Genomic DNA, 24604 nt, shown 5'->3' on the forward strand with positions numbered 1-24604 from the left:
CCTTAATCCATGATGCGGCGAACAGACGGGTCGTAAACTCGGTTCGCCCAGACGACGTATCCGAAACAAAGGGCAAAAGAACCAACAATGACGCCCGCCCCAAGCAGGATGCAGAGCGATAAGCCAGGGGCTATGATTATGCCCATCGTTGATTTTGAGAAGGCGAACATCGCCATAAAACTAAAGTACATCAGGATCATTACGAAACTCAACGCAGCCGCTACGCGTGAGCGCCTATTACATAGTTTCTCGAACTGATACTTCCTTTCTGAATAAGCATATTTGTCGGATGCACGCATAACACCTCTCCGTCAGCTCATGTGAAGGCTTCGCGAACAGGTCGCCGGGCCTCAGATCGCCTGGAACGGTGCAGCCTTGCGGCAAGGCTTGGCTGCGCCCGGAACGCCTCAGTTGCCTACGCGGCGAAACGGATGGACCAGCGCCGGCTCCTCATCGTCAGGGCCGGACGCCACGGCACTGGAGCCGAAGGGTACCGGGCCGGTGCCGCCGCGGTCTGCGGCGTACCCCGCTGGCTGAGCGGCCGCGGCCTCGAAGCTGACCGGCTCGCGGGGCGAGCGGTCGACATTCAGATGGAAGATGTCGAAGCGATTGTAGTAGCCGACCACGTCATGGAACTGCTTCGGCTCAACGCAGGCCGCGACGTCGATCTCGGCGTAGACGATCCCCTCGTCTCCCTGATGCGGCTCTGCGACGTGCACTCCGGTGGGGCCCAGGACCATGGACACCCCCGCGGGCGTCCGTTCGACGATGTCGGCCAGGGCCGGATCACCGTCGCAGAGGATCGCCCTGGCAACCCCGTCGAGGACCCCGGAGCATACGATGTTGAACACCTTGGCCTCGAAGGCGTGCGCCCCGGCGCGGATCTCGATGGCCCGTGCAAGGTCGTAGGCGGCACGCTCGCCCGGCGGACGGGTCGGCCAGGTCGGCGGGTAGGTCGAGATATGGACCTGCTCACCTTGCGCCATCAACGCATAGCGGGCCAGGGGGTTGGTATTCTCGCCGCAAATCAGCATGCCGACCCGGCCGATCTCGGTGGGGGTCACGCGGAGGCCTCGCGCGTCACCATTCGCCCAGACGAGTTTCTCGTAGAAGGTCGGCACGAGCTTGCGATGATGGTTGAGGATCGCTCCGTTACGCCCGATCAGCACGTTCGAATTCCACAGGCAGCCGACGCTCGCTTCGGTGCTCTCACTGAACCCCAGCGAGACGAGAACGCCGTGACGCCGAGCGGCGGCACGCACTGCGCCGATCTCCGGACCGTCGAGGCGGACGGACTGAGCCGCCAGACGCCTGAACAGGTCATGGTTGTGGATTGGCGCTCGCAGGGCTGCCCACAGGGGAAAGCCGGGCATGTAGCCTTCGGGAAAGACCACGAGGTCCGCACCTGACCGGGCGGCCTCGCCGATCAGGGTGACTGCCTTCTCGGCTGAGGCGGTGCTGTCAAGGAAGACCGAGGCGACGTGGCAGGCGGCTGCCTTGAACTGGGGATACTGTGCTGGCATTGGCGCGGCTCCGAGATTGGGATGCCGCTGTTCCAACAGAGATCGCCTGTTCAGCGAAGACGGGAAATCTGCAACGGGCGCTGCGTTTGTGCCGACCCATGCTCAAAATTGGTTCAGGTAGGCTGCCTCCTGGGTGAACAGGCTGGTGAGGAAGCGGGTCACGGCACGGACGCGGCCGACATACTCGATGTCCTCATGCACGCCGAGGTAGAGGTCGCGGCGCACCACCACTTCATTCGGCAACACTGGGATCAGCGCCGGGTTGGTCTTGGCCGAGAAGAGCGGCAGGAGGGCCATCCCGGCGCCCGAAGCGACAGCGGTCTGCTGGGCGGCCATGCTGGTGGAGCGGAAGACCACATTCGACGGCGTTAGCACTTCAAGCAGCCAGTGCACAGGCTCGATGGCTACCAAGTCTTCGACGTAATCGACGAAGTCGTGATCCTGAAGGTCGGCGCGCGTCGCCGGCCGGCCGCGACGGGCCAGGTAGCGCTCGGACGCGAACAAGGCCAAGCGAAACTCGCCGACCCGCCGCACCAGGAGGCGCGGGCCTTGAGGCGGCACGAAGGACACCGAGATGTCAGCCTCGCGCTTGGTCAAGTTGATCAGATGCCGCTCCGTGACGAGCTCGACCACGACGCCGGGCATGCTCGCGGCGAATTCACTGAACTTGGCTGCCAAATAGAACGCGGCGATGCCTTCCATGGTGGCGACCCGCACACGTCCCAGCAGCTGACCCGCCTCCTGCAAGCCGAGCGCTTCCGGGACCGAAAGCATCTTCTGCTCGATGGCCTCGGCGATGACGAACAACTTGTGACCGGCCTCGGTCAGCACGAAGCCGCCGGAGCAGCGCTGGAACAGCCTGGAATCGAGATTGCGCTCCAACTCGGCGATGCGACGGCTGACCGTCGTGTGGTCGACCTTGAGGCGACGCGCGGCCGGCATCAACCGGCCGTGCCGGGCGAGCTCCAGGAAGAAGGTAAGGTCGTTCCAGTCGAACATGCGGTGCTCTGACCCCAGGCACGATCAGAGCCTAGCCCGTCCCCCTGGATGGAGGAAGTAACGCTCAGAGGGCCGTTCCAGCGCAGAATGGCCCCGGACCTGAAGGGCCGAGGCCGTCTTGCCGTCCTGTCTGCTGACGGTGTTCAGGCGCGGATGTCGCGTCCTAGAGTCTCCGGAAGCTTCCACAGCCCGATGGCCGTGCTCGCGACGGCGATGACTACCGCATACCAGAGGCCGCCATAGATGTTGCCCGTTGTCGTGGAGATCAGCGTCGCGAAGTACAGCATGAACCCGCCAAAGTACCCTGTTCCGATGTGGTAGGGCATGCTGAGCGCCGTGTATCGGATGCGGGCCGGGAACAACTCCACGAGGTAGATGGCCACTGGTCCGTAGGTGATGCAGACGAACAGGACCATCACGAACAGGATCACCGTCACCATGACGGTGTTGACCTGCGCCGGATCGGCGGCCGCCGGATAGCCCGCCGCCCGGAGCGCGACCGTGAGAGCCGGAGCGTCATAGCCCGTCACGGTGGCGGTGCCGACCTGCGTGGTCGCGCCTGCCCCCTCGCCGGGTTCGACCCGGTGCGTCACGCCGGCGACGTTGAGCAGTTCACGCACACGTTCGCAGTCAGTCTGCGGCCCGCTCAGCAGCAGCAGGTGGCAGTCGTTCGAGCGAATAACCACCGGCGCGGCGGCCGTCGCGCGCTCAAGGATGGGGTTAGCGTAGTGGGTGAGCGCCCCAAACAGCGGGAAATACGTGACCGCGGCGAGTAGCATGCCGCCCATGATGATCGGCTTGCGGCCGATCCGGTCGGAAAGCGCGCCGAACAGGACGAAGAAGGGCGTCGCCAGCGCGAGCGCCACGGCCATGCAGGCGGTCGCGGTGTCGAAGTCGACCTTGAGCACCTTTTGCAGGAAGAACAGGGCGTAGAACTGTCCGGCGTACCAGACCACCCCGACGCCGGCGACGCAGCCGAACAGGCTGAGCAGCATCAGGTTGCGCCAGCGGGCCACGCCGTAGGCTTCGGCCACCGGCGCCTTGGACGCCTTGCCCTCGGCTTTCATCGCCTTGAAGACAGGGCTCTCGTGCAGGCGGGCCCGGATGAACATGGAAATGGCGAGCAGCGCGACGGAGGCCACAAACGGCAGGCGCCATCCCCAGGCCCTGAACTCGTCGGCGCCAACAAGGCCGCGGCAGGCGAAGACCGCCAGGAGGGAGAGAAAGAAGCCGCCGGAGGCGCAGATCTGGATCCAACCGGTGGCCCGGCCGCTGCGCCCTTTGACGGCGTGTTCGGCCACGTAGGTTGCGGCACCGCCATACTCGCCCCCCATGGCCAATCCCTGAAGGCAGCGCAGAGTGACGAGGATGATCGGGGCGGCGATGCCAATCTGCGCGAAGGTCGGGATCAGGCCGACGCCGGCCGTCGCGATGCCCATTAGGGCGACCGTGATCAGGAAGGTCATCTTGCGGCCGGCCGTATCGCCCATCCGGCCGAACAACAACGATCCGAAGGGGCGCAGGACGAGGCCGGCACCGTAGGTCGCGAGGCTGGCCAGGAACGCGCCGGTTTCCCCAAGGGCTGGCGAGAAGAACAACGGGCCGAAGAACCCGGCCAGTGTGCCGTAGAGAAAAAAGTCGTACCACTCGAAAACAGTGCCAAGCGAGCTGCCGATGATGACCTTGCGCATCTCGCGGCGGTCGGCTGAGCTTGCCATCCCCGGAGCATCCGCCGGGGCTCCCGCGTAACTCTCAATATTGGCCGCTGCCATGACACTCTCCGGTTGGAGTTGCACTTACTCGACCCGTAGAGTGGAAAATGAGCCGGCGCGATCCCGGAAGGCTGCAAGCGTCTGTGCAGAAATCCCAGGCTCTGCCTCTTCGCGAGGCAGCTTATGATGTTTTTTGAAGGAGCGGATCATGGACCGAGCATCTGCCCAGGCGGGCCCGCACTCACTGCCGAGCTCGGACGCTGCGGACGCGAGCCGCCCGCCGGTCCTGTATGAGGCACACGGGCTCATTCGCGACATCCCGCTCCAGCCCCACGAGATGACGGCGGCGGTGACGGCGACGGACAAGCTGTTCATGCTGGCCCACCTGGGCGTCCTGCGGATCGCGCCGGAGGCTTGGCAGCTGACTGTGGGCGGGCTCGTCGACCGCCCGCTCCAGCTGCGTCTTGAGGATCTCGCGCGCTTCCTGCCCGCACAGATCGAGGCCGTCCATCAGTGTGCCGGCAGCCCGACGGCTCCGACGGTCGCGACGCGGCGCGTAGCCTGTGTGGTTTGGGGGGGCGTTCGTCTCGGCGACATTCTGCGGGAGGCCGGCGTCCAGTCCGGAGCCACGCATCTCTGGAGCGATGGCGCCGATAGCGGCACGTTTGGCGGGACGCACGTGCCGTACTTCCGGAAGGACCTGCCGCTCGCGCGCGTGGACGCCGATGTCCTCCTTGCGACACGGCTGAACGGCGATCCATTGCCGAACCGACATGGCGGCCCCGTCCGGCTGGTCGTGCCAGGGTTCTACGGCACGAACTCGGTGAAGTGGCTGTGGCGCCTGACGCTCGCCGACCGCCGGGCCGACGGCCTATTCACGACCCTGTATTACAACGACCCGCTTCCGGACGGCACGACGCGCCCGGTCTACGGACTGGAGCCGGAGAGCATCATCGTGGATCCCGCACCTAATACGCCCGTGCCGAGGCGGGCCGAGATCCGTGGCTGGGCCTGGGGAGATGCGCCGGTAGTTGAAGTCAAGGTGAGCGGTGATGCTGGACGCACTTGGGTCGGCGCAGCCCTGGGACCAAGGAACGGGCGTGCATGGCAGGAATGGCGCTGTCCTTGGGCCTTTGCCACGGCGGGTCCCACGATGTTGATATGCCGTGCGACGGACGCAGCAGGCCGAATGCAGCCGATGGACGGGGCACGCAACGAGGTCCATCGCGTGATCGTCGAAGTCAGTCAGGAACGTTAACGGAAAGCGATATCCTCCTGGCAGAGAGGGCCTCTCGCAAACTCAGTGGTGGGCCGCAGAAGAGGCTCGTGGCGCGAAGCGGCCGTCGGCTCAGCGTCCGCAGAGGGGCGTGGTCGGACCGCTTGACGCGTTCCCCCCAATTGAGAAGCCCGCCGCGGCGGAGGCTGGGCGGGCTTGGTCGGTCAGCAATGATGCTGCTCGCGGCGGGAGCCGCGATGCTGGCCGTGTTGAGGCCCGCGGCCGCTTTCCTCCAAATCTTCGAGGCGGTCGGTGAGACGCTACAAGACGCTGATCAGCTGGTCATTGTGCCGGGCCTTGTCCGACGCGGGGGCTTGTCGCAAACTCGGGTCCAGGCCACAGAAGGGGCTCAATGGCCCCGCTTTCATGCTTTGTTCGCGACGGGAAGTCCGAAGCAATGCGCAAGCAGCTGATTCTGCTCGCGCACGGTCCACGCGCCTGAAAACCCGAAGCCCGTGCGCAGCCACAGCATGGCTTTGACGCCCTGGATCGTGCGCCGGGCCGTGGTGAAGGAGCGGAACCCGCCCACCCGCGGCATCGGCCGCTTGACCCGGAAGTGGTCGCTCTCGATCCCCTGCTGCAGGTGCTTGGTGACGTGGTGGATGGGCGTGCGCGGCAGCAGGCCCTCCTTGCGGCTCTCAACAATGGCCGGCGGGTACGGGCCGGCGCCATCGGTGCCGATCCGGTCGGGGGCGAGCAACGGCTGATCCTGCAGCATCTTGCGGAAGAACCGCTTGGCCGCGTCCAGATCGCGCTGGGCGGTGAGCAGGAAGTCGACCGGCTCGCCGTGCTTGTCGATGGCTCGGTAGAGATACCGCCACTGGCCGAGGATCTTGATGTCCGTTTCGTCGACGCGCACGGACCCGCAATGCGGCTTGCGGAACATGCGCAGCCGGCGCTCGAGGGCGGGTGCATAGGCGAGCACCCAGCGATTGATGGTGGAGTGGTCCACCTTCAACCCGCGCTCCAGCAGCATCTCCTCGATGTCACGGTAGCTCAGGGCGTACTGTAGATACCAGGAGACGGCCTGGACGATGAGGGTTGCCTGGACGTGCCGGCCCTTGAAGTCGCCGCGGGCCTGTCGCTTCAGCGTGAGGGCGAGGGCGTTGAGGATCATGGGCCGGCTCCGGGGTGGAGGCGGCAAGCTGGGCGGGTATGCCTAACGACTGGTGAACGTCATCGCGTTTGCGACAGACCCCCTCTTCCACGTTTTCCGATCAGGCAGGGAACGGGCTTGGCGACGAAGTGCAGTGCCGTCTCAAGTGAAGATGAGAACTGTATTTACTCCATAGCCCTCCCTTAAACGGAGTTTGAATCCCTCTCCTTCTGCCCGCCGATTGCGCCATGGCGCGCGCGTCCCTTCTCGCGCTCCCAGTGGACAGACCGCCATACCCAAGTTAGCGGCAGAAACCGTCAAGCGGTAAGTTCAGCCAAAGCCAGCGGGCGAGAACTTGACCCATCTCCCCCGACGGCAGAGCCCTACTCGGCAGCCATTGCTGTGCGCAGTTCCGGTTCCTCCGTCGAAGTCTCATGGCTCTCATCCGCTGTCGGCTTGATCCGGAACCACGCAGCGTAGAGCGCGGGAAGGAAGAGCAGGATCAACACCGTGCCGACCGCCGTGCCGCCGATCAGCGTATAGGCCATCGATCCCCAGAAAACGGAGTGCGTAAGGGGGATGAAGGCCAGCACGGCGGCAAGTGCAGTCAGGATCACGGGCCGCGTGCGCTGCACCGTGGCCTCGATGACGGCGTGGTAGTCGTCGAGGCCGGCCGCACGGTTCTCCTTGATCTGCTCGGTCAGGATCAGCGTGTTGCGCATCAGGATGCCGGCCAGTCCGATCAGGCCCAGAATGGCGTTGAATCCGAAGGGCTGGTTGAAGGCGAGCAGCGCCGGCACGACGCCAACGAGGCCAAGCGGCGCCGTCAACATGACCATGGTCATCATCGAGAAGGATCGCACCTGCAGCATGATGACGATCAGCGTGGCGGCGATCATGGCCGGGAAGACCTTGCCCAGCGCGGCGTTGGCCTTGCCGGCCTCCTCGATCGATCCGCCCATTTCGATGCGATAGCCGGCCGGAAGGGAGGCGATCAGCGGCTGAAGAGCCGTCATGATCTCTTTGGAGACCTCCGGAGGCTGGGTCGCCTCGTTGATGTCCGAGCGGGTCGTGATAACAGGGGTGCGATCGCGGCGCTTCAGGATCGGTTCTTCCAGACGGGTTTCCGAATGGCCGATCTGATCGAGCGGGATCGGGCGGCCGTCCCGGCTCATCAGCGAGAAATCCGCCAGGCGCGCCGGATCCAGCCGCTCGCCGCCGGCGCTGCGTGCCACGATGGGGACATTGCGGATGTCCTCGCGGACCTGCGTGACCGGAATGCCGGTGAGGAGGAACTGGAGCTGCTGGCCCACTTCCGTCGGCGAGAGACCGATGAGGTTCAGTCGATCCTGATCCGGGACGAAGCGAAGCACGGGCGTGCGATTGCCCCAGTCGCGGTTGGCCTGCCGCACGTCCGGGATGCCCCGCATGATATCGAGGGCTTTTTCGGAGATGCCGTAGAGTTGCGCCGGGTCAGGTCCCATGACCCGGAACTCGACCGGGAATGGCGTGTAGGGGCCGAACACGAGCTGCGTGACGCGGATATAGGCCTCGGGTGCAAGCCCCTGTGCCACCGCTTCCCGCAGCCGATGCTTCAACGCCTCGCGCGCCTCGGCGTTCGGGGTCAGCACGACGATCTTGGCGAAGGCGGGATCGGGCAGCTCCGGCGCCATCGCGAAGAAGAAGCGCGGAGCGCCCTGACCGACATAGCTCGTGACGATCCTGGCCTCGGGCTGCTTGTCCAGCCAGTGCTCGAGCTTCTCGACCGTGGCTGTCGTCGTCTCGATGCTGGTGCCCTCCGGCAGTCGAACCTCCACCAGCACTTCGGGACGGTCGGATGTCGGGAAGAACTGCTGCTTGACGGCCCCCATGCCGACGCCGGACAGCGCGAAGGCGATGCCGACGATGCCGCAGGTTACGAACTTGTGGCGCACGGCAAAGGTGATGAGCCGTCGCAGGCGCCGATAATTCGGTGTGTCGTAGATCGCGTGATGACCGCCCTCGATCGGCTTGATCGCGGGCAGCATCTTGACGCCGAGATAAGGCGTGAAGACCACCGCGACGATCCAGGAGACGATGAGCGCGAACCCCACGACCCAGAAGATGTTGCCGGCATATTCGCCGGCCGTCGAGCGCGCGAAGCCCACCGGCAGGAAGCCGGCGATCGTCACGAGCGTTCCGGAGAGCATCGGCGCCGCGGTGTGGCTCCACGCATAGGCCGCCGCCTTGATGCGGTCCATGCCCTCTTCCATCTTCACCACCATCACCTCGATGGCGATGATGGCGTCGTCCACGAGAAGGCCGAGCGCCAGGATGAGGGCGCCGAGCGTGATGCGGTCGAAGAACCGGCCGGTCTCGAGCATGATGAGGAAGACGACGGCGAGCGTCAGGGGGACGGCCGCCGCCACCACGATGCCGACGCGCCAGCCGAGGCTGACGAGGCTCACCAGCAGCACGACGCCGAGCGCCATCGCGAACTTCATCATGAATTCATCGACCGCCGAGGTGATGTTGACGGCCTGGTCGGTCACCTTGTCGAGCGTCATCCCGAGCGGCAGCGTCTGTGCGATGGCCGCCGTCCTGTCCTCCAGAGCCTTGCCGAGCGCGAGGCCATCCCAGCCCTCCTGCATGACCGCCGCGAGCATGATGATGGGCTCGCCCTGACGGCGGATGAGGTAGGTGGGAGGATCCTCATAGCCGCGGCGGACCTCGGCGATGTCGGAGAGCTTCAGCGTCCGCCCCGCCGCGACAATCGGCGTGTCGGCGATCGCCTGAACGCTGTCATAAGCGCCGTCGACCCGGATGAAGACCCGCGGCCCCCGCGTGTCGATCGAGCCTGCCGGGGTGACGGTGTTCTGCCGCTGCAACGCGGCGACGATGTCCTGCGCCGAGACGCCGAGGGTTGCCAGCTTGGCATAGGAGAACTCGACGAAAATCTGTTCGGGTCGTTCGCCGAGGATGTTGATCTTCTTGACGCCGGGCACGTGCAGGAGGTCCTGGCGGATCACCTCGGCCTGCCGGACCAGCTCACGCATCGGCATGCCCTTGGCCTTGAGCGCGTAGAGGGCGAAGCTGACGTCCGAATATTCGTCGTTGACGAAGGGGCCGTAGACGCCGGACGGCAGGTTGCGGGCTTCATCCGCGAGCTTCTTGCGGGCCTGATAGAACTCCTCCTGCACGACCGACGGCGGCGTGCTGTCCTTCAGCGTGACCGTCATATACGCATAGCCCGGCCGCGTGGTCGTCTCGACCCGGTCGTACCAGGTGAGCTCCTGAAGCCGCTTCTCCAACGGTTCGGCGACCAGGTCCTGCATCTCGCGCGCGGTCGCGCCCGGCCATGCCGTCGTGACCGTCAGGGTCTTGATGGTGAAGTTCGGGTCCTCCGCCCGGCCGAGCATGATGAAGGCGTAGGCGCCGGCGGCCACCAGCAAGAGGATGGTGAACAGGGTGACGGCCCGTTCGCGAACCGCGATCGCGGAAAGATTGAGGCTCATCGGTTGCTCCTGCTTTGAGAAGCAGTCCTGACGCGAGCGCCCTCCCGCAGGAGATGAGCGCCGAGGGAAACAACCGGATCACCAGAGCTCAGTCCGGAGATCACGGCTGTTTCGCTGGTCACACGCACAAGCTTGACGGGCCGAAACGTCACCGTCGAGGTGGCGCGATCCAAGAGCCAAACGCCGGTCTTCTCGCCATCATCGAGCACGGCTCCCAGCGGCACCTGAACTTCCGGCTGACTCGCCTGGCTTGCAAGCCGAATGGTTACCGTCGCGCCGAGCGGTGCCGCGGCGGCGGCGCCATCGAGCACGTAGCGCGCCTCGTAGGTGCGGGTCTGGGCATCGGCGGAATCCGACAGCTGCCGGAGATGTGCCGTATAGCGGCGTCCGTCGCCCCCATACACGCTGGCCTCGGCCACCGAGCCGATCGCCGGCCGGATCGTTTCGGGCAGCGCAACCACCGCTTCGCGGGGCCCTGCCTGGGCAAGCCGGACCACAGCCTGGCCGGCGGAGACGACCTGGCCCGGCTCGCCAAGGGTTTCGACCACCGTTCCATCCGCGTCCGCCAGCAGGACGGAATAGGTCGCCTCGTTCTCGGCGACCCGTGCTTCGGCTTCGGCGGCGGCGAGCTGCGCCTCGGCTGTATCCGACGCGGCCTTCGCTTGCTCATAACGCTGTCGGGAGACCCATCCTTTGGTGAGCAGACTAGCGTATCGCTGTTCGTCCGCCTTCAACTGCACGACAGATGCGTGAGCCGCCGCGACGGCGTTGCGCTTCGCCGTGAGCGCAAGGCGAAGGTCGGTTTCGTCGATCCGCATCAGCGGCTGACCGGCTTTGACCTGCTGACCGACATTCACAAGCCGTTCCACGACCTTGCCGGGGACGCGGAAGCCGAGATTGCTCTGCACCCTCGCCCCTATGGTGCCGGTGAAGCCGCGTTCGGATCCGGTCACTCCAGCTGCCGTTGCCAGTCTGACGATCGGAGGATCCTGCCTCGGGTCGGTCACGGCAGAGGCTTCCTGCGTGCGCAGGGAAACGCTGGCGAAAGCGACCGCCCCCACCCCTGCGACCAGGACGCTCCCCAGCACCATAGCGGGTCTCTTTCTCATGCCCGTGGCCTCGCCAAATTAGATTGCGTTCGCACTCTATACCGAATATAGATGGCGAACGCAATCTCATTATGGAGGTCGGCAATGCGCGTGAGTCGCGTTCAGGCCGAGAAAAACCGGCAAACCGTGATCGATGTCGCCAGCCGCCTTTTTCGGGAGCACGGCTTTGACGGCATCGGCCTCAAGGGCCTGATGGAGGGGGCCGGGCTGACCCAAGGCGGGTTTTATAAGCAGTTCGCCTCAAAGGAGGATTTGGCTGCACAGGCGTCCAAGCGGGCGTTGGAGAGCGCCTTCGCCCGATGGGAAGCCGCAGCTGCTTCAAACCCAACAGACCCGCTTGGCGCGGCGGTCGCGTTCTACCTCAGCATGGAACATCGAGAAGAGAAGATGGACGGCTGCCCGGTCGTTGCGCTCGGCTCGGATGCTGCCAGACAAGGCGTCGACGTAAAGGCGTCATTCGAAGCTGGGATCAGAAAGTACCTCGAGTTGCTCGGTCGTTGGGTTGCCGATACCGACGGCGAAGAGCCCAGCGGTAAGGCCATGGCCATTCTCTCAACCATGGTCGGTGCGGTCGTCCTCTCGCGGGCCGTCAACGACGAGCATTTGTCGAAGCGGTTCCTGCAGGCGGCCGCCGAGAGCGTGCTGACGGCGTCGTCTGCCGGCGATGCCCAGTTGGGACCGCGCCAATGACGGTGTCTCCGGCCGAAGCGCACAGCATAACCCTGCAATCCCTGGGCCCGGGCAGGAAGCCGTGATGACCGCGTCTTCCGGGCGCCGTGTGACTGGAGGGATTCTGTTCCTGCTCGCCGGCCTGGCTGCGCTCGGCGCACTCGCCACCAACATCATCCTTCCTGCCTTTCCGCAGATTGGCGGCGAGCTTGCGATGTCCTCGCGGGAACTTGGTTTCCTGTTGAGCTGCTTCTTCGTTGCCTTCGCTCTCGGGCAGCTTGCGGTCGGCCCGCTCTCCGATCGCTTCGGCCGAAAACCGCTGGTTCTGGGAGGCCTTGCCGTATTCGCCGCCGGTGGTGTCGTTTGTGCCCTGGCCGGCACTTTGCCTCTGCTGGTTCTGGGCCGGGTCATTCAGGCGCTGGGGGCTTGCGCGGCCTCAGTCCTGTCGCGCGCCATCGCACCTGAGCTCTTCGACGGCGAGGCCCTCGGCCGGGCTCTGGCGCTGACCATGATCGCCGGGGCGGCTGCGCCGGGCTTTTCGCCTCTGCTCGGCAGTGTCCTTGCCGGCCTGTCCGGCTGGCGGATCACCTTCCTTGTCGTTGCGACATTTAGGGTGGTACTCGCTTTGAACTATCTGGGCCGCATTGGCGAAACCCATCCTGTCGGCCGCAGAACGCCCCTGGCACCTTCGGCCGTGGCATCCGCCTATGGTCGCTTGGCCGCCGATCCTCGCTTCTTGCTGCCCGCGCTTGCGGTGAGCCTCGTCATCGGCGGGCTTTACAGTTTCTTCGCTGCCGCGCCCGGCGTGCTGATGAATGAACTGGGCCTCTGACCGCCTTCCAGCTCGGATTGTCTTTCGCAACGACGGTTCTGATCGTCTTCGTGGCGGGGTTTCTCGCACCGCGGCTCGATCATCGCCGGGGTCAGCGTACCGTCAGCGTCGTCGGCCTCATCGCGCTCGCCGGCGGCGGCGTCATGTTCGCTTTCGCCGCCGCACCTGCCTTCACGACCTTCACCATGGCCATCGCGCTGTATCTGTTCGGCATGGGTTTGATCAATCCGCTCGGCACTGCGATTGCGCTCAATCCCTTCTTGCACCAGGCCGGGCTGGCATCCGCGCTGCTCGGTTTCCTGCAGATGGGCTGCGCCGCCATCGGCGCGTCGTTCGCCAGCGTCCTGCCTTTTCCGCCGCCCGTTTCCCTTGCGGTCGTCCTGACCACGGGTTCGGCGCTTGCCCTTCTGGTCTTTCTTCCGGTTGCGCTGCGCCAGCCCCGAGCGGAGCCGGACGGCTCTGGCGGCGTACCGGAATCGACAGGAGGATAGATGCGTCGGGTTGTGGTCACAGGTCTGGGCGCGGTCACGCCGTTGGCCGCAGGTGTCGAAGCGTCCTGGTCGCGCCTCCTGGGCGGCCGCTCGGGCATCCGGAGGCTTTCGGACGATGTGGTGGGAGATCTGCCGGCGAAAGTCGGTGGGGCGGTGCCCTCTGCGGAAGAAGATCCGGACGCCGGTTTCGATCCGGATGCCGTCATGGCGCCGAAGGATCAGCGCAAGGTAGACCGGTTCATTCTCTTCGCGCTGGCGGCGGCAGAAGAGGCGCTGGCGCAGGCGAATTGGAAGCCCGTCTCGGAAACGGAGCGCCTGCGCACGGCCACGGTCATCGCTTCGGGCATCGGCGGGTTCCCAGCCATCACCGAGGCGGTACGTACGGTGGACTCGCGCGGCGTCCGTCGCCTGTCGCCGTTCACGATCCCCTCGTTCCTGGTGAATCTCGCGGCGGGCCACATCTCGATCCGCCATGGCTTCAAAGGCCCACTGGGCGCGCCGGTGACAGCGTGCGCGGCCGGCATCCAGGCGATCGGCGATGCGGCTCGTCTTATCCGCGCCAATGAGGCCGACATCGCCGTCTGCGGTGGCACGGAAGCGTGCATGAACATCGTCAGTCTCGGTGGTTTTGCTGCAGCACGCTCTCTTTCCACTGGCTTCAATGGCACGCCGGCCGAAGCCTCACGGCCATTCGACATGGCGCGGGATGGCTTCGTCATGGGCGAAGGGGCCGGAATCCTGGTCATTGAGGAGTTGAGCCATGCGCTGGCACGCGGCGCAAAGCCGTTCGCCGAGCTCGTCGGCTACGGCACGACGGCGGATGCGCATCACGTCACGTCCGGTCCCGAGGATGGCGACGGGGCGCGCCGGGCCATGCAGATCGCGATCGCCCAGGCCGGGATTTCGCCGGGCGAGGTTCGTCATCTGAATGCGCATGCGACCTCCACGCCGGTCGGCGATCTCGGGGAACTCGAAGCGATCAAACGGGTCTTCGGCGCCGATTCCTCGATAGCTGTCAGCGCAACGAAGTCGGCGACCGGACACCTGCTCGGCTCTGCCCGATCACCATCGGCATCACCCAGCCGACCGTCAGCCCGACGCGGGGTATCCAGAGGCCAAGCGCGTCCATCTGCCGGACCACCCTGCGGACGGGGTTGTTGGCGCGCCGCACGTCGAGCAAGGCCGCGTCGGGGGTGGCACGTCATTTGAGTTTTCGTGCAACGTCGGCATGGATCAGCTTGTCGAGCGCAGGATGGAGATGGCGACGCAGCCATTGCCGCTCGGCATGAGCATGGCCTGGCCGCCGGTCGACAGCGCATAGATGGCAATGCCGGAGAGTGGCTGAAGCGGCTGGCTGCCCTTGGGCAGGAAGGCGGCGGCGGCCTGGCAGTTCTGCGCGAAGGGCACGACGCGCACCATGTCTCCCTCGCAACCCTGCGCGGTGGGCGCGGCGAAGACGATGCCTGCGGCCGTACCGCTGTAACCGCCCTTGCCTGAAGGGAAGGCCATGCCGACGACACCCTGGACACCATAACGGTCGGCATCGGCCTTGGCTGTCTGGGTCTGTACCGTGAACTGCGTCCCCTCGGTGAGTGCCTTACCGAGACCGGCATAAGTAGCGGCGCAGGTTTTGACGCCTAACTCGTTGGCATGGGTCAGGAATAGATCGGCCGGGGCGGTGGCGGCAGCGGCCGGGGTCGCGGCGTTGTCCGGCTGGGCGCGGCGCGGCGCGGGTTGTGGCGCGGCCTTCGGCTTGCCCGTGACCTGCTGCGCGGCCGTCTCCGCGAAGACGGGGAACTGGTAGAGGCCGAAGCCGCCGCCGGCGAGCAGGATGGCGCAGGTGGTACCGTAGAGCAGCGGCCGCAGCCAGCGCCGCCGCGAGGAAGCCGCATCATCCAGCCCGGAGAGCCCGCCGCGGCCATTATCGGTAGCGCGCCGCGCGGTCATGATGCGCTCGTGGATGCTCTGCATTTGGTTGGTCATGATCTTTTTCTTTCAAATAGCCGGCCGTCACGATGCCGGCGGGAAGTCGGACCGCGTGCTCAGATCACCGACAGCGCAGCGGTAAGACCGGCAAGCGGCGCACGGAACGAAACGGCATTGGGCAGCGAGTCGCTGGCATAGGAGACCTGCACGGGACCTCCCTTCGCGGCGGCGGTGCGCAGGCGCTGGCCGACCGGCAGATAGGCGATGCAGATCTTCGCGTCGCAGCCCTTGATCGGAACGGTGATCGGCGGGGCGCCATCGGCGAGATCGAGCCCGAGCGTGGCGTTGGGGCCGACACCCGGCGGGATGCGGAGGATAAAGAAGGGCTGGCCCTCCAGCGTGGCGGCAAGCGACCAACTGAAGACGGTCGCACCGTCCGGGCCGACGATGGTCTGCGAGATGTTGCAGACCTTCTGCTTCTTCTCGAGGTTCTCGTCGCAGATCAGCGTCCAGTTCGGAAACGGACGGATGACTCTGCGATATTGGCCGAGCGGCACGTCCGCCGGCAGCGCTACATCGGGGAGCTTCACGCTGAAACCCGGCGTAAGGGTGTAAGATGGCGCCGGCTGGACGGCTGAGGCCGTCGTCTGGGGGGCAACCGGCACCGCCTTGCGTTTCTGTCCGGCGGCATGTGTGCCGCCGCCGGACAGGCCCGCAAGGATCAGGACCAACAATATTACAGCGGCGCGGGTCATGATCCTCACGAACATCGCACCCCCTCTCAGTTGAGGGTGAAGCTCAGGCCCGCGCCCACGCCCCACTCGCGGCCCGCAGTCGACGCCGAGAGATTGGCGCGCACCGTCTGGTCATCGTTGGTGTAGCCGACACCCACCGCCAGGGCGCCCTGACCGCGCCAAGCACCGCCACCGATCGCCGCGCTCAGCTTGCCGGGACGATCGTCGTAACGGAGCGATGCTGCCGCCAGACCGACCGCGGCCGCCTGCCGGGCTTCCTTCCTCACCTCACCGATCTGGCCGCTCAACTGGCCGAACTTGTAGTCGGTATAGGCGTTCGCCACCGAGAGGGTCTGGGCCGACCTGACGTCGGTGTAGGCGTTCGCTGTCGAGATCGCGTAGGATGTACGGTTGTCGGTGTAAGCGTTTGCCGTCGAGATCGCGTAGGATGTGCGATCATCGGTGTATGTATTCGCCGACGCCAGCGTGCTCGCGGCGCTCCTCCTGAGCTGCTGGACGTTGACGGCATCGGTGTCGCCGGCGCCGGCCGCCACATTGGAGAGCAGCACCGGCGCATTGGCGTCGCCGCCCTGGAGCGTGATGGAGTTCTTCCGGTTGCCATTGCCGTCCGTATCGTACTGGACGGCGTTCTTCGTGGCGGCGATGGCGGTCGTGACCTGGCCGCCGAGGCTCGCGACCTCCTGATTGGTCGCATAGAGCTGCGAGCCGTTGATCGCGTCGGTCGAAGTCGCGTTGACACGACCGGCGGCGACGTTGGTGATCGTCCGTTCAGCGCCGACCGAGCCGGCCGAGACGGTCGCGGTGGCCGTGCCGGCAACGTTATAGGTGTTGCCGTTCACGGTCATGGTCGACGTCTGGACGGCCTTCGCCGTCGTGGAGCCGGAACCGAGCGCGACATCGCCCGCATTGCTGGCCGTGGCGTTGGCGCCGAGCGCCACCGCATTGTCGGCCTGGGCCTGGGCGTTGTTGCCAGTGGCGATGCTGTTCTCGCCGGCGGCGACCGCTGTGGGACCAACCGCTACACTGTTCATCCCGTTCGCCTGGCTGTCGGCCAGCGACGAATTGGTGTGGAAGTATTTGATGCCGCCGCCATTGCTGATGTTGGCGACCTGTGTGTTCAGCGTCGTCAGGTTACCGTCGACTGCGCCCAGGGCGGAGCCGACATCGTTGTAGTTGCTCCCCTGGATCGTAAAGGTCGGTGCGCTGACGGTGCCGTCGGAATTGACGGTCGAGCCGCCACCCAGCGCCGTCGCCACGCTCTTCGACGTGTTGTACAGTTGCGAACCATTGATGGCGTCGGTCGAGGTAGACGAGACCGTCCCGGCCCTCAGGTTGGTGATCGTCGTGCCGTTCTGGCCGGCCAGCGAGATCTTGCCCTTGCTGGCGTCGTCATACTTTACCGCACTATCGTTGAGGGTCGCGATGTTCTGCGACACCGCATAGAGCTGCGAGCCGTTCACGGCATCCGTGGAGGACGACGAAAGGGCACCGGCGGCGACATTGGTAATCTTCTGCGCCGAGCCGGAACCGTGGCTGGCGTCGTAGGCGCCAAGCGACGAGTTCCACCGGAGCGCATCGGTTTGGAGCGAGGTGATGTTCTGGTTTGTGGCGTAGAGCTGCGAGCCGTTGACCGCGTCGGTCGAGGCCGCGGACACGGTGCCGGCCGCGACGCCGGTCAGCGGCTTGCCGCCGGCGTCGATCCCGGCGACCGTCACGCTCGGCCCGCCCGTGATCGCAAAGCCGTTGGCGCCGTAGCTGGTCGTGTTGGTGCCGTCGGCGACCGTCAGCCCGCTGGTGTCGAGCTTCGCATTGCCGGCCGTGAGGCTGGTGACGCTGAGATCATTGGCGGTGGCGATGGTGACCTCAGTGCCGCTGCGGGTCACCTTGATGTTCTGGCCGTCGAGGAGCTGCACGGTGTCGCCCGGCTTGACCTGCGAGGCGGTGTCGCCGTTGGCCTGGAGCTGCCAGCCCTTGTTCGCGGTGACGTCGATCGCCGCCAGCGCATCGCCCACGGTGTTGTAGACGCTGCCGCCGATCGCATAGCTCGGCGCCGTGCCGGTGGCGACGTTGGCGCCGCCGCCGAGATAGCTGCTGGTGTTGGAGGCGACGGTCGAGAGGGTCTGGTTGGTCGCATAGAGCTGCGAGCCGTTCACCGCCTCGGTCGAGGCCGCGGACACGGTGCCGGCCGCCAGGTTGGTCAGCTTCTTGCCGCCGGCGTCGATCCCGGCGACCGTCACGCTCGGCCCGTTCGTGATCGCAAAGCCGTTGGCGCCGTAGCTGGTCGTGTTGGTGCCGTCGGCGACCGTCAGCCCGCTGGTGTCGAGCTTCGCATTGCCGGTGGTCAGGCTCGTCGCGGTCAGGTCATTGGCGGTGGCGATGGTGACCTCAGTGCCGCTGCGGGTCACCTTGATGTTCTGGCCGTCGAGGAGCTGCACGGTGTCGCCCGGCTTGACCTGCGAGGCGGTGTCGCCGTTGGCCTGGAGCTGCCAGCCCTTGCCGGCGGTGGTGTTCACCGCCGCGATCGCGGCGTCGACGGTGTTCTGGCCGGTGCCGCCGACATTGCTCATCGTGAGCTGGCCGGTGGTGGTGTAGGCGGCGTTGCCGCCCAGCACCGTCGTCGCCGACTGGCCGAGCGCATAGAGCTGCGAGCCGTTCACCGCCTCGGTCGAGGCCGCGGACACGGTGCCGGCCGCCAGGTTGGTCAGCTTCTTGCCGCCGGCGTCGATCCCGGCGACCGTCACGCTCGGCCCGTTCGTGATCGCAAAGCCGTTGGCGCCGTAGCTGGTCGTGTTGGTGCCGTCGGCGACCGTCAGCCCGCTGGTGTCGAGCTTCGCATTGCCGGTGGTCAGGCTCGTCGCGGTCAGGTCATTGGCGGTGGCGATGGTGACCTCAGTGCCGCTGCGGGTCACCTTGATGTTCTGGCCGTCGAGGAGCTGCACGGTGTCGCCCGGCTTGACCTGCGAGGCGGTGTCGCCGTTGGCCTGGAGCTGCCAGCCCTTGTTCGCGGTGACGTCGATCGCCGCCAGCGCGTCGCCCACGGTGTTGTAGACGCTGCCGCCGCCCACATTGTAGGTCGGCGCGGACACTATGCCCGTCGTCGAGTTGTACGAGGCCCCACCACCCAGCGCCGTCGCCGTGCTGCTGCCCAGGTTGGTCACCTGCGTGCCCAACGTCCCCACAGCCTGGTTGGTGGCGTAGAGCTGGCTGCCGTTGATCGCATCGGTGCTGGTGCCGCTGATGCGGCCGGCAGCGACGTTCTGGATCTGACGCGGAGCAAAATTGGGGCCCACGCTCACGACGTCGCCATCGGCCGGCGCGGGGCCGGCGAAGGTGTACGTCGTGCCGTTGATGATGGCGCTCGGCGTATCGACCGCCGCCGACACCGTGGAGCGATTACCCAGGACAACAGCCCCATCGAGCAGCGTACCCACCGTCACGCCATTGCCCATGACCATGACGTTGGCCGAGTTGACGGTGTTGAAGTTGCCGATGATGCGGCTGTTGTCCGATCCGGCCGGCAGCGTGTTGTTGTTGCCGAAGATCCCCGACTCGTTGGCGCCCACCGTGCCGTTGTTGTTGCCCAGCGTGTAGGTGCCGCTGCCGGTGATGGTGGTCGGGTCGCCGATGGCGCCCGAGTTGGTGCCGCTGACCACGTTGCCCGTGCCGATGCTGATGGACTGCGCGCCCGTGGCCTGGGCGCCATTACCGATGGCAATCGCGCTGCTGGCACCGGCCAGCGATTGGGTGCCCAAGGCAATCGCATCGCTGGCGGAGATGTTGCTCCCGGCGAGGTTGCCCAGCGCGATGTTCCTGCTGCCCGTGACCGAGTTGCCGGCCCCAAGACCACCCGCAAAGTTGGCATCGCCCTTCACAGTGACGCCGGCATTATCGCCGATGCCGCTATTGGACGCGCCGGTCACGCTGGAACCGGCATTGTTGCCCACGCCGACATTGCGGTGGCCGGCCACCGTCGAGCTGGCGAACGTGCCCAGGCCGACATTGTTGTTGCCGGTGGTCGTGTAACCGGCCAGTGCGCCTACGCCAACATTGTTGTAGCCGTCGACGATTTGGCCGGCTTTCCAGCCCATGGCGACGTTCAACGCGCCCTTTACGCCCTGGCCCGCGACGGCGCCGACAGCCACGTTGTTGCCTGTGACCGCGGCAAACACGGGCGACTGGGTGCTGGTGTTGGAGACATTGCTGCCGGCGCCCAGGTTGCCGAGCGCCACGTTGCCCGTGCTGGAAACGCTGTTGCCGACCTGGAAGCCGATTGCGGTGTTGACGCTCGAACTGTTGTTCTGCCCGGACTGGACACCCATGGCGAGGTTGTCAAAGCCGGTGGATCCCGTGCCGGCCAGGTTGCCGATCGAAATCGTGCGATTACCCGACGCCGCGGCGCTCGTACCGATGGCGATGGCGTTGTTCGTGCCGGAGGCGACGGCACTCGCGCCGATGGCAATGGCACTGGCTCCGGTGGCCGAGGCATCCACGCCGGCCGCCAACGCCTTCGCGCCCGTCGCGCCATTGTTGTTGTAGTTTCCGCCCGCCGTGCCGCCGTCGTTGACGCTGTAGTAGTGCGTGGTCGCCGCCCCAAGGGCCGATCCCACATTGGTGTAGGTGTTGCCATTGACGGTGTAGGACGGCGCCGAGACCGTGCCCGTCGTCGCGTTGTACGTGGCCCCGCCGCCCAGCGCGGTCGCCGTGCTGCTGCCCAGGTTGGTCACCTGCGTGCCCAACGTCCCCACAGCCTGGTTGGTCGCAAACAACTGCGAGCCGTTGATCGCATCGGTGCTGTTGCCGCTGATGCGGCCGGCGGCGACGTTCTGGATCTGACGCGGAGCCGTGCCGGAGCCTACGCTCACGACGTCGCCAGCGGCCGGCGCGCCGCCAGCGAAGGGGTACGTCGTGCCCTTGATGGTGGTATTGGGCGTGCCCACGGCCGCGGAGACGGTCGAGCTGTTGCCCAGCACGACAGCGCCGGAGAGACCGGTGCCCACCGTCACGCCATTGCCCATGACCATGACGTTGGCCGAGTTGACGGTATTGCTGTTGCCGACGATGCGGCTGTTGTCCGATCCGGCCGGCAGCGTGTTGTTGTTGCCGAAGATCCCCGACTCGTTGGCGCCCACCGTGCCGTTGTTGTTGCCCAGCGTGTAGGTGCCGCTGCCGGTGATGGTGGTCGGGTCGCCGATGGCGCCGGAGTTCGCTCCGCTAACGACATTGCCCGTGCCGATGCTGATGCTCTGAGAACCCGTGGCCTGGGCGCCATTACCGATGGCAATGGTGTTCGTATTCGCCGCCGTGGCATTGGTGCCTTGGGCGATCGAGTCGGCGCCCGACGCCGTCGATGCCTTGCCGATCGCGACTGCGCCGTTATTTCTGGCTCTCGCGCCCGCGCCGAGTGCCATGGCTCCATCGATCACGCCCGAAACGGGACTTACCGCGGCACCTGAGCCCAGGGCGACGGCACGCGTGGTACCGTCAGCGGTAGAGGCCGAAGGGCCGATGGCAACGGCTCCGTTTTGCTTCAGGTAGGTGTTCTGGTCCGCCGAGGCTCCGTCACCCAGCGCCACGCTATTGCTATAGCTGACCGCACCCACGCCGATGGCGATGGCGTTGGTATCCGAACCACCACCCGTTGCGTTCGCGCCACGGCCGATCACGATCGAGCCGGCGCCATCGATGCTGGTGCCATCACCCAAGGCGATGGCGTAGGCGCCGTTAACGGAGGCGCCTCGGCCAACCGCGATAGCGGATGTGGCACCGCCATACACTATGGACTGACCGCCGAAAGCGATGCTGTCCGTCGCCGTTGCCTTTGCGCCGCTAACGGCATTGCTGCCGATGGCGACGGCGCCTGCGCCGGAAGCCGTGGTGGAGTTGGCGACGGAAAGCGCAGTCGTGCCGTCTCCGCCAGCGCTGCCGATCGACACGGCATTCGCACCACTGGCGACAGCGCTAAAACCGAGCGCAGTTGCCCCCATCCCCGATGCAGCGGCGTCAAGGCCATAGGCCGCCGCCCATTTGGCTGCTGAGGCGTTATAGCCGATCGCGACCGCACCGGTGCCAGTGGCTCTAGTCCTGGTACCGTAGAGGGTCACCCCAAGTAGACCATTTCCATTGGCGTCGCAGCCAGCTATCGTCGAAAAGGTTCCGCTGCCATCGGCCGGATTGTTATTCGTGCCTCCGAGGTTACCCTCATTTCCCACCTGCCCCGAGTTAAATGTGGTGCAGCCCTGGACACTCCATATCGTGTTGGCCTCCGCCGGATGAGGGGCAGCAGCACCGAATGCGGCCGCGAGAAGCAGGACACTTGCGCCCGAGCGGGAAACCGTCACCGAAGACAATCCGAGCGGACCGAGACCTAAACGCTTTCGCCGCATGCCGAGCACACGATGGGCGCAGCGGAGCACCGCCATGACGCGCCGGCGCTGCCCACCGCTATAGCCTTCCAGCAGTCCGCCGCCCGCGCAGTTCGGCTTATATGCCCCCTTGTTCATTTGGTTTTCCTTCACGTGTCGAATGGACGTGCTCATGGGGCGCGCCGAATTGGATGGACGTTGGGTTCGATGAGTTCGACCGACCCTGGGTCGGGGTCGTCGCAAATGGCCTGCGCGTCGCGCTGTCCGATGGTTTCGGCGGTTGTGAGCGCGCGAGTGATGATGGATCGCCGCTCGCGGGACACGCGTGCAGCGCCGTCGTGACGGCATCGGTGGTGAGCGACCGGCCCGCGAGATGGCGCAGGAAGCCGATCTGGACGCGCGGCTCGGCGTCCGGCAGCGCGGTCATGACCACGCCATAGAGATAATGGAGATAGAGAAGGTCGATCTGCGCCGCCGACCATTGGGCGGCAAAGCGCTCGCGCATCGCCTGTTCGACGGAACGCGCCTTGCTCGCGATACGCTCACACGTCCGCGAGCCAAGAGGCAGGGACATCAGCGGAAGCCGGGGTTGCTCGGTCAAGACACCCCTCCGGCTTTCGCGCGACCGACGAGCGCCCGAACCCGGTCGCCGATGCGATCGACGCGCGAGAGGAGATAGGTCCCGCCGGGCTCCGGTGGATCGCCCCGCCTCGGTGTAGCCGGCGCAACAATTGTCGGCGCAGGCCCCGACGGGCGGACGATCGCACCATGCGCCATCATGGCGGCGGCGAGATGTTCCCCGATATCGTCGCCGGATGTCGCCCAGCGGTGCCGGACCGGCCCCTCGAACATCCAGCCCTGGCCGTATTGCGCACCAGCCGCGCGGGCGGCGTCGAAATGCTCCCTGGTCTCGATCCCTTCCACCACCACGAGGGGGGCGAAGGCTCTGGCGAGCGAGAACAGGGAGCACAGATCCACGCGACCCGAGGGCGTGTTGCGCAGATCGGCAAAACAAAGGCGATCGATCTTGACGATATCCCAGGCGACATCGACACCTTGCAAATAGACGGATGTGGCGAAGCCTGCCCCGAAATCGTCGATCGCCAGCCGGCAGCCGAGGCGCTTCGCCTGACCGAGGCGTTCGGCCACACCATCAAGCTCGTTGAGCAGGCAGCTCTCGGTGATTTCGAGGACGAGCCGGCTGGCAAGCCATGAACGCACCTCGATCCGGCGCATGACCCACGCCCAGGCATCGGCATCCGCTAGCGTGCGCGGCGAGATATTGCAGCCGAGGATGACATGGGATTCCTCGGCGAGCGCGTCGAGCACCAGATCGACCACGGCCGCGTCGAGCAGGCCAATGCTGCCGGCCGCCTCGATATCCTCGACGATCTCCGCGCCCCTGAGCAGCACGCTCTCGGCAACCATCATGCGGACGAGACATTCGCTATAGAGCGGCGGCGCGCCGCAGACCGCGAGATCAACGATGGGCTCAGCGGCAAATCCCAGTCGAATGGCCGCCGAGCCCGCGTCCGGCCCACCGCCCGCGTTGCCCACAACGTTGCCAAGGATGGGAGCACTCATTGCGGCCCCCTGGACGCCGCCGGCGCCGACTTTAGATCGCGCCGCACCCGGGCGTGCAGCTCGACCCCGTCGATGCCGAGCGCGAAGGCCGTCTCGGCGCGAGCACCGGCGAAAAGCACGAGCGTGCGCAGGATGAGGTGCCGCTCGACCTCTTCCAGGCTGCGCCCGACCAGCATGGCGACGGTGACATCGGCCGTATGGGGCGTGAGGTCTCCGGACAGCGTGGCGATCCGCTCGATGATGTGATCGAGCAACCGTTCCTCGTTCGCCGTCCCAACCGAACAGCTATTGAGGCCGCTTTCGTGCAGCACGAAATATCCGGTCGGCGGGTCGATCTCGACCGAGAGCCGCGTCTCCTCGCAACCGATCGACAACGCCGGCTCATCACCCGGAACGACCGAGACAAAGCCGGGCTCGCCCGATGTTTCGCCGCCGAGGAGCAGGCTCAGCTCCGCGCCGAGAATGTCGAGCCGCGCCTTGCGGAAGGGAGCCTCATGCTCGGGCGAGCGCTCGCGACGCCCGAAAGCGACACGCCCTGGCGTCTCGCGCAGGCGCGGGTTGCCCCTATGACCGGAGAAGGAGCGCGGCGACTTCATCACGCATCTCGCATCCACCAGCTGATGCCGGCGGACAGAACAGCGATGCCTGTAGGTGGCAATGGAGCCGGAGATGGCTCCATGGACAAAAACTCCCATGATGAAGCCGGAGATGGCTCCGGCGCCGATTGCCACGATGATTTCGGGGCGCCCTCGACATCGACCGTGTCAGCATCACGC

Annotated in this window: 16 protein-coding genes and 1 pseudogene; 4 read left to right on the plus strand and 13 right to left on the minus strand. The window is 66.0% G+C overall.

Going from position 1 to position 24604, the window contains the following annotated elements; all coding sequences use genetic code 11:
* Positions 1 to 2: 2 nt before the first annotated feature.
* From MNOD_RS37480 to MNOD_RS37495, 4 genes are all read right to left on the minus strand, one after another.
* Positions 3 to 299 (minus strand): DUF485 domain-containing protein, encoded by a 297-nt coding sequence (locus MNOD_RS37480; RefSeq protein ID WP_015934159.1) that lies wholly within the window; start codon positions 297 to 299, stop codon positions 3 to 5.
* Between the two features lie 108 nt (positions 300 to 407).
* A complete protein-coding gene (locus tag MNOD_RS37485; RefSeq protein ID WP_015934160.1) occupies positions 408 to 1523 on the minus strand; it encodes a carbon-nitrogen hydrolase family protein in 1116 nt (371 codons plus the stop codon).
* A gap of 102 nt (positions 1524 to 1625) precedes the next feature.
* On the minus strand, positions 1626 to 2522 hold the full coding sequence (locus MNOD_RS37490) for a LysR family transcriptional regulator (RefSeq protein WP_015934161.1): 897 nt from the start codon (positions 2520 to 2522) through the stop codon (positions 1626 to 1628).
* Positions 2523 to 2665: 143 nt separating this feature from the next.
* A complete protein-coding gene (locus tag MNOD_RS37495; protein WP_244424842.1) occupies positions 2666 to 4213 on the minus strand; it encodes an MFS transporter in 1548 nt (515 codons plus the stop codon).
* A gap of 214 nt (positions 4214 to 4427) precedes the next feature.
* Between MNOD_RS37495 and MNOD_RS37500 the strand changes: the two genes are divergently transcribed.
* The gene (locus MNOD_RS37500; protein ID WP_157091798.1) at positions 4428 to 5492 is read left to right on the plus strand and encodes a molybdopterin-dependent oxidoreductase; all 1065 of its coding nucleotides are present in this window, start codon (positions 4428 to 4430) and stop codon (positions 5490 to 5492) included.
* Positions 5493 to 5874: 382 nt separating this feature from the next.
* On the opposite strand, the gene MNOD_RS37505 is transcribed toward MNOD_RS37500, so the two are convergent.
* The 3 genes from MNOD_RS37505 to MNOD_RS37515 all read right to left on the minus strand — a co-directional run bounded on the left by MNOD_RS37505 (position 5875) and on the right by MNOD_RS37515 (position 11209).
* On the minus strand, positions 5875 to 6627 hold the full coding sequence (locus tag MNOD_RS37505; RefSeq protein ID WP_015934164.1) for an IS6-like element ISMno36 family transposase: 753 nt from the start codon (positions 6625 to 6627) through the stop codon (positions 5875 to 5877).
* Between the two features lie 362 nt (positions 6628 to 6989).
* Positions 6990 to 10100: an efflux RND transporter permease subunit gene (locus MNOD_RS37510; protein WP_015934165.1), complete on the minus strand. Its 3111-nt coding sequence runs from the start codon at positions 10098 to 10100 to the stop codon at positions 6990 to 6992.
* Positions 10097 to 11209, minus strand: coding sequence for an efflux RND transporter periplasmic adaptor subunit (locus tag MNOD_RS37515; RefSeq protein ID WP_015934166.1), 1113 nt, complete (start codon positions 11207 to 11209; stop codon positions 10097 to 10099). Before MNOD_RS37515 ends, MNOD_RS37510 begins: the two co-directional genes overlap by 4 nt.
* 84 nt (positions 11210 to 11293) lie before the next feature.
* Between MNOD_RS37515 and MNOD_RS37520 the strand changes: the two genes are divergently transcribed.
* From MNOD_RS37520 to MNOD_RS44860, 3 genes and pseudogenes are all read left to right on the plus strand, one after another.
* Positions 11294 to 11899: a TetR/AcrR family transcriptional regulator gene (locus MNOD_RS37520; protein ID WP_015934167.1), complete on the plus strand. Its 606-nt coding sequence runs from the start codon at positions 11294 to 11296 to the stop codon at positions 11897 to 11899.
* Between the two features lie 64 nt (positions 11900 to 11963).
* A pseudogene (locus MNOD_RS37525) lies at positions 11964 to 13201 on the plus strand (multidrug effflux MFS transporter).
* Positions 13202 to 14410, plus strand: coding sequence for a beta-ketoacyl-ACP synthase (locus tag MNOD_RS44860; RefSeq protein ID WP_015934168.1), 1209 nt, complete (start codon positions 13202 to 13204; stop codon positions 14408 to 14410).
* A gap of 24 nt (positions 14411 to 14434) precedes the next feature.
* Here MNOD_RS44860 and MNOD_RS37540 read toward each other — a convergent pair whose 3' ends face one another.
* The 6 genes from MNOD_RS37540 to MNOD_RS37560 are packed head-to-tail and all read right to left on the minus strand — an operon-like array spanning position 14435 to position 24559.
* On the minus strand, positions 14435 to 15184 hold the full coding sequence (locus MNOD_RS37540; RefSeq protein ID WP_015934169.1) for a hypothetical protein: 750 nt from the start codon (positions 15182 to 15184) through the stop codon (positions 14435 to 14437).
* 59 nt (positions 15185 to 15243) lie between these two features.
* Positions 15244 to 15897 (minus strand): invasion associated locus B family protein, encoded by a 654-nt coding sequence (locus MNOD_RS37545; protein WP_015934170.1) that lies wholly within the window; start codon positions 15895 to 15897, stop codon positions 15244 to 15246.
* Between the two features lie 11 nt (positions 15898 to 15908).
* A complete protein-coding gene (locus MNOD_RS37550) occupies positions 15909 to 22418 on the minus strand; it encodes a hypothetical protein (RefSeq protein ID WP_198157686.1) in 6510 nt (2169 codons plus the stop codon).
* Positions 22363 to 22845: a hypothetical protein gene (locus MNOD_RS48520; protein WP_015934172.1), complete on the minus strand. Its 483-nt coding sequence runs from the start codon at positions 22843 to 22845 to the stop codon at positions 22363 to 22365. Before MNOD_RS48520 ends, MNOD_RS37550 begins: the two co-directional genes overlap by 56 nt.
* Positions 22842 to 23828: an EAL domain-containing protein gene (locus tag MNOD_RS42165; protein WP_015934173.1), complete on the minus strand. Its 987-nt coding sequence runs from the start codon at positions 23826 to 23828 to the stop codon at positions 22842 to 22844. Before MNOD_RS42165 ends, MNOD_RS48520 begins: the two co-directional genes overlap by 4 nt.
* Complete coding sequence (locus MNOD_RS37560) at positions 23825 to 24559, minus strand: hypothetical protein (protein ID WP_157091801.1); 735 nt, start codon at positions 24557 to 24559, stop codon at positions 23825 to 23827. Before MNOD_RS37560 ends, MNOD_RS42165 begins: the two co-directional genes overlap by 4 nt.
* Between the last annotated feature and the right edge of the window lie 45 nt (positions 24560 to 24604).

The organism is Methylobacterium nodulans ORS 2060, assembly GCF_000022085.1.
Classification (GTDB): domain Bacteria; phylum Pseudomonadota; class Alphaproteobacteria; order Rhizobiales; family Beijerinckiaceae; genus Methylobacterium; species Methylobacterium nodulans.

Coding starts and splice junctions, on each gene's coding strand:
- MNOD_RS44860 (WP_015934168.1), top strand. CDS start 13,202: ATGCGTCGGGTTGTGGTCACAGGTCTGGGCGCGGTCACGCCGTTGGCC.
- MNOD_RS37540 (WP_015934169.1), bottom strand. CDS start 15,184: ATGACCAACCAAATGCAGAGCATCCACGAGCGCATCATGACCGCGCGG.
- MNOD_RS37480 (WP_015934159.1), bottom strand. CDS start 299: ATGCGTGCATCCGACAAATATGCTTATTCAGAAAGGAAGTATCAGTTC.
- MNOD_RS37520 (WP_015934167.1), top strand. CDS start 11,294: ATGCGCGTGAGTCGCGTTCAGGCCGAGAAAAACCGGCAAACCGTGATC.
- MNOD_RS37515 (WP_015934166.1), bottom strand. CDS start 11,209: ATGAGAAAGAGACCCGCTATGGTGCTGGGGAGCGTCCTGGTCGCAGGG.
- MNOD_RS42165 (WP_015934173.1), bottom strand. CDS start 23,828: ATGAGTGCTCCCATCCTTGGCAACGTTGTGGGCAACGCGGGCGGTGGG.
- MNOD_RS37505 (WP_015934164.1), bottom strand. CDS start 6,627: ATGATCCTCAACGCCCTCGCCCTCACGCTGAAGCGACAGGCCCGCGGC.
- MNOD_RS37495 (WP_244424842.1), bottom strand. CDS start 4,213: ATGCGCAAGGTCATCATCGGCAGCTCGCTTGGCACTGTTTTCGAGTGG.
- MNOD_RS37490 (WP_015934161.1), bottom strand. CDS start 2,522: ATGTTCGACTGGAACGACCTTACCTTCTTCCTGGAGCTCGCCCGGCAC.
- MNOD_RS37550 (WP_198157686.1), bottom strand. CDS start 22,418: ATGAGCACGTCCATTCGACACGTGAAGGAAAACCAAATGAACAAGGGG.
- MNOD_RS37485 (WP_015934160.1), bottom strand. CDS start 1,523: ATGCCAGCACAGTATCCCCAGTTCAAGGCAGCCGCCTGCCACGTCGCC.
- MNOD_RS37545 (WP_015934170.1), bottom strand. CDS start 15,897: ATGTTCGTGAGGATCATGACCCGCGCCGCTGTAATATTGTTGGTCCTG.
- MNOD_RS37510 (WP_015934165.1), bottom strand. CDS start 10,100: ATGAGCCTCAATCTTTCCGCGATCGCGGTTCGCGAACGGGCCGTCACC.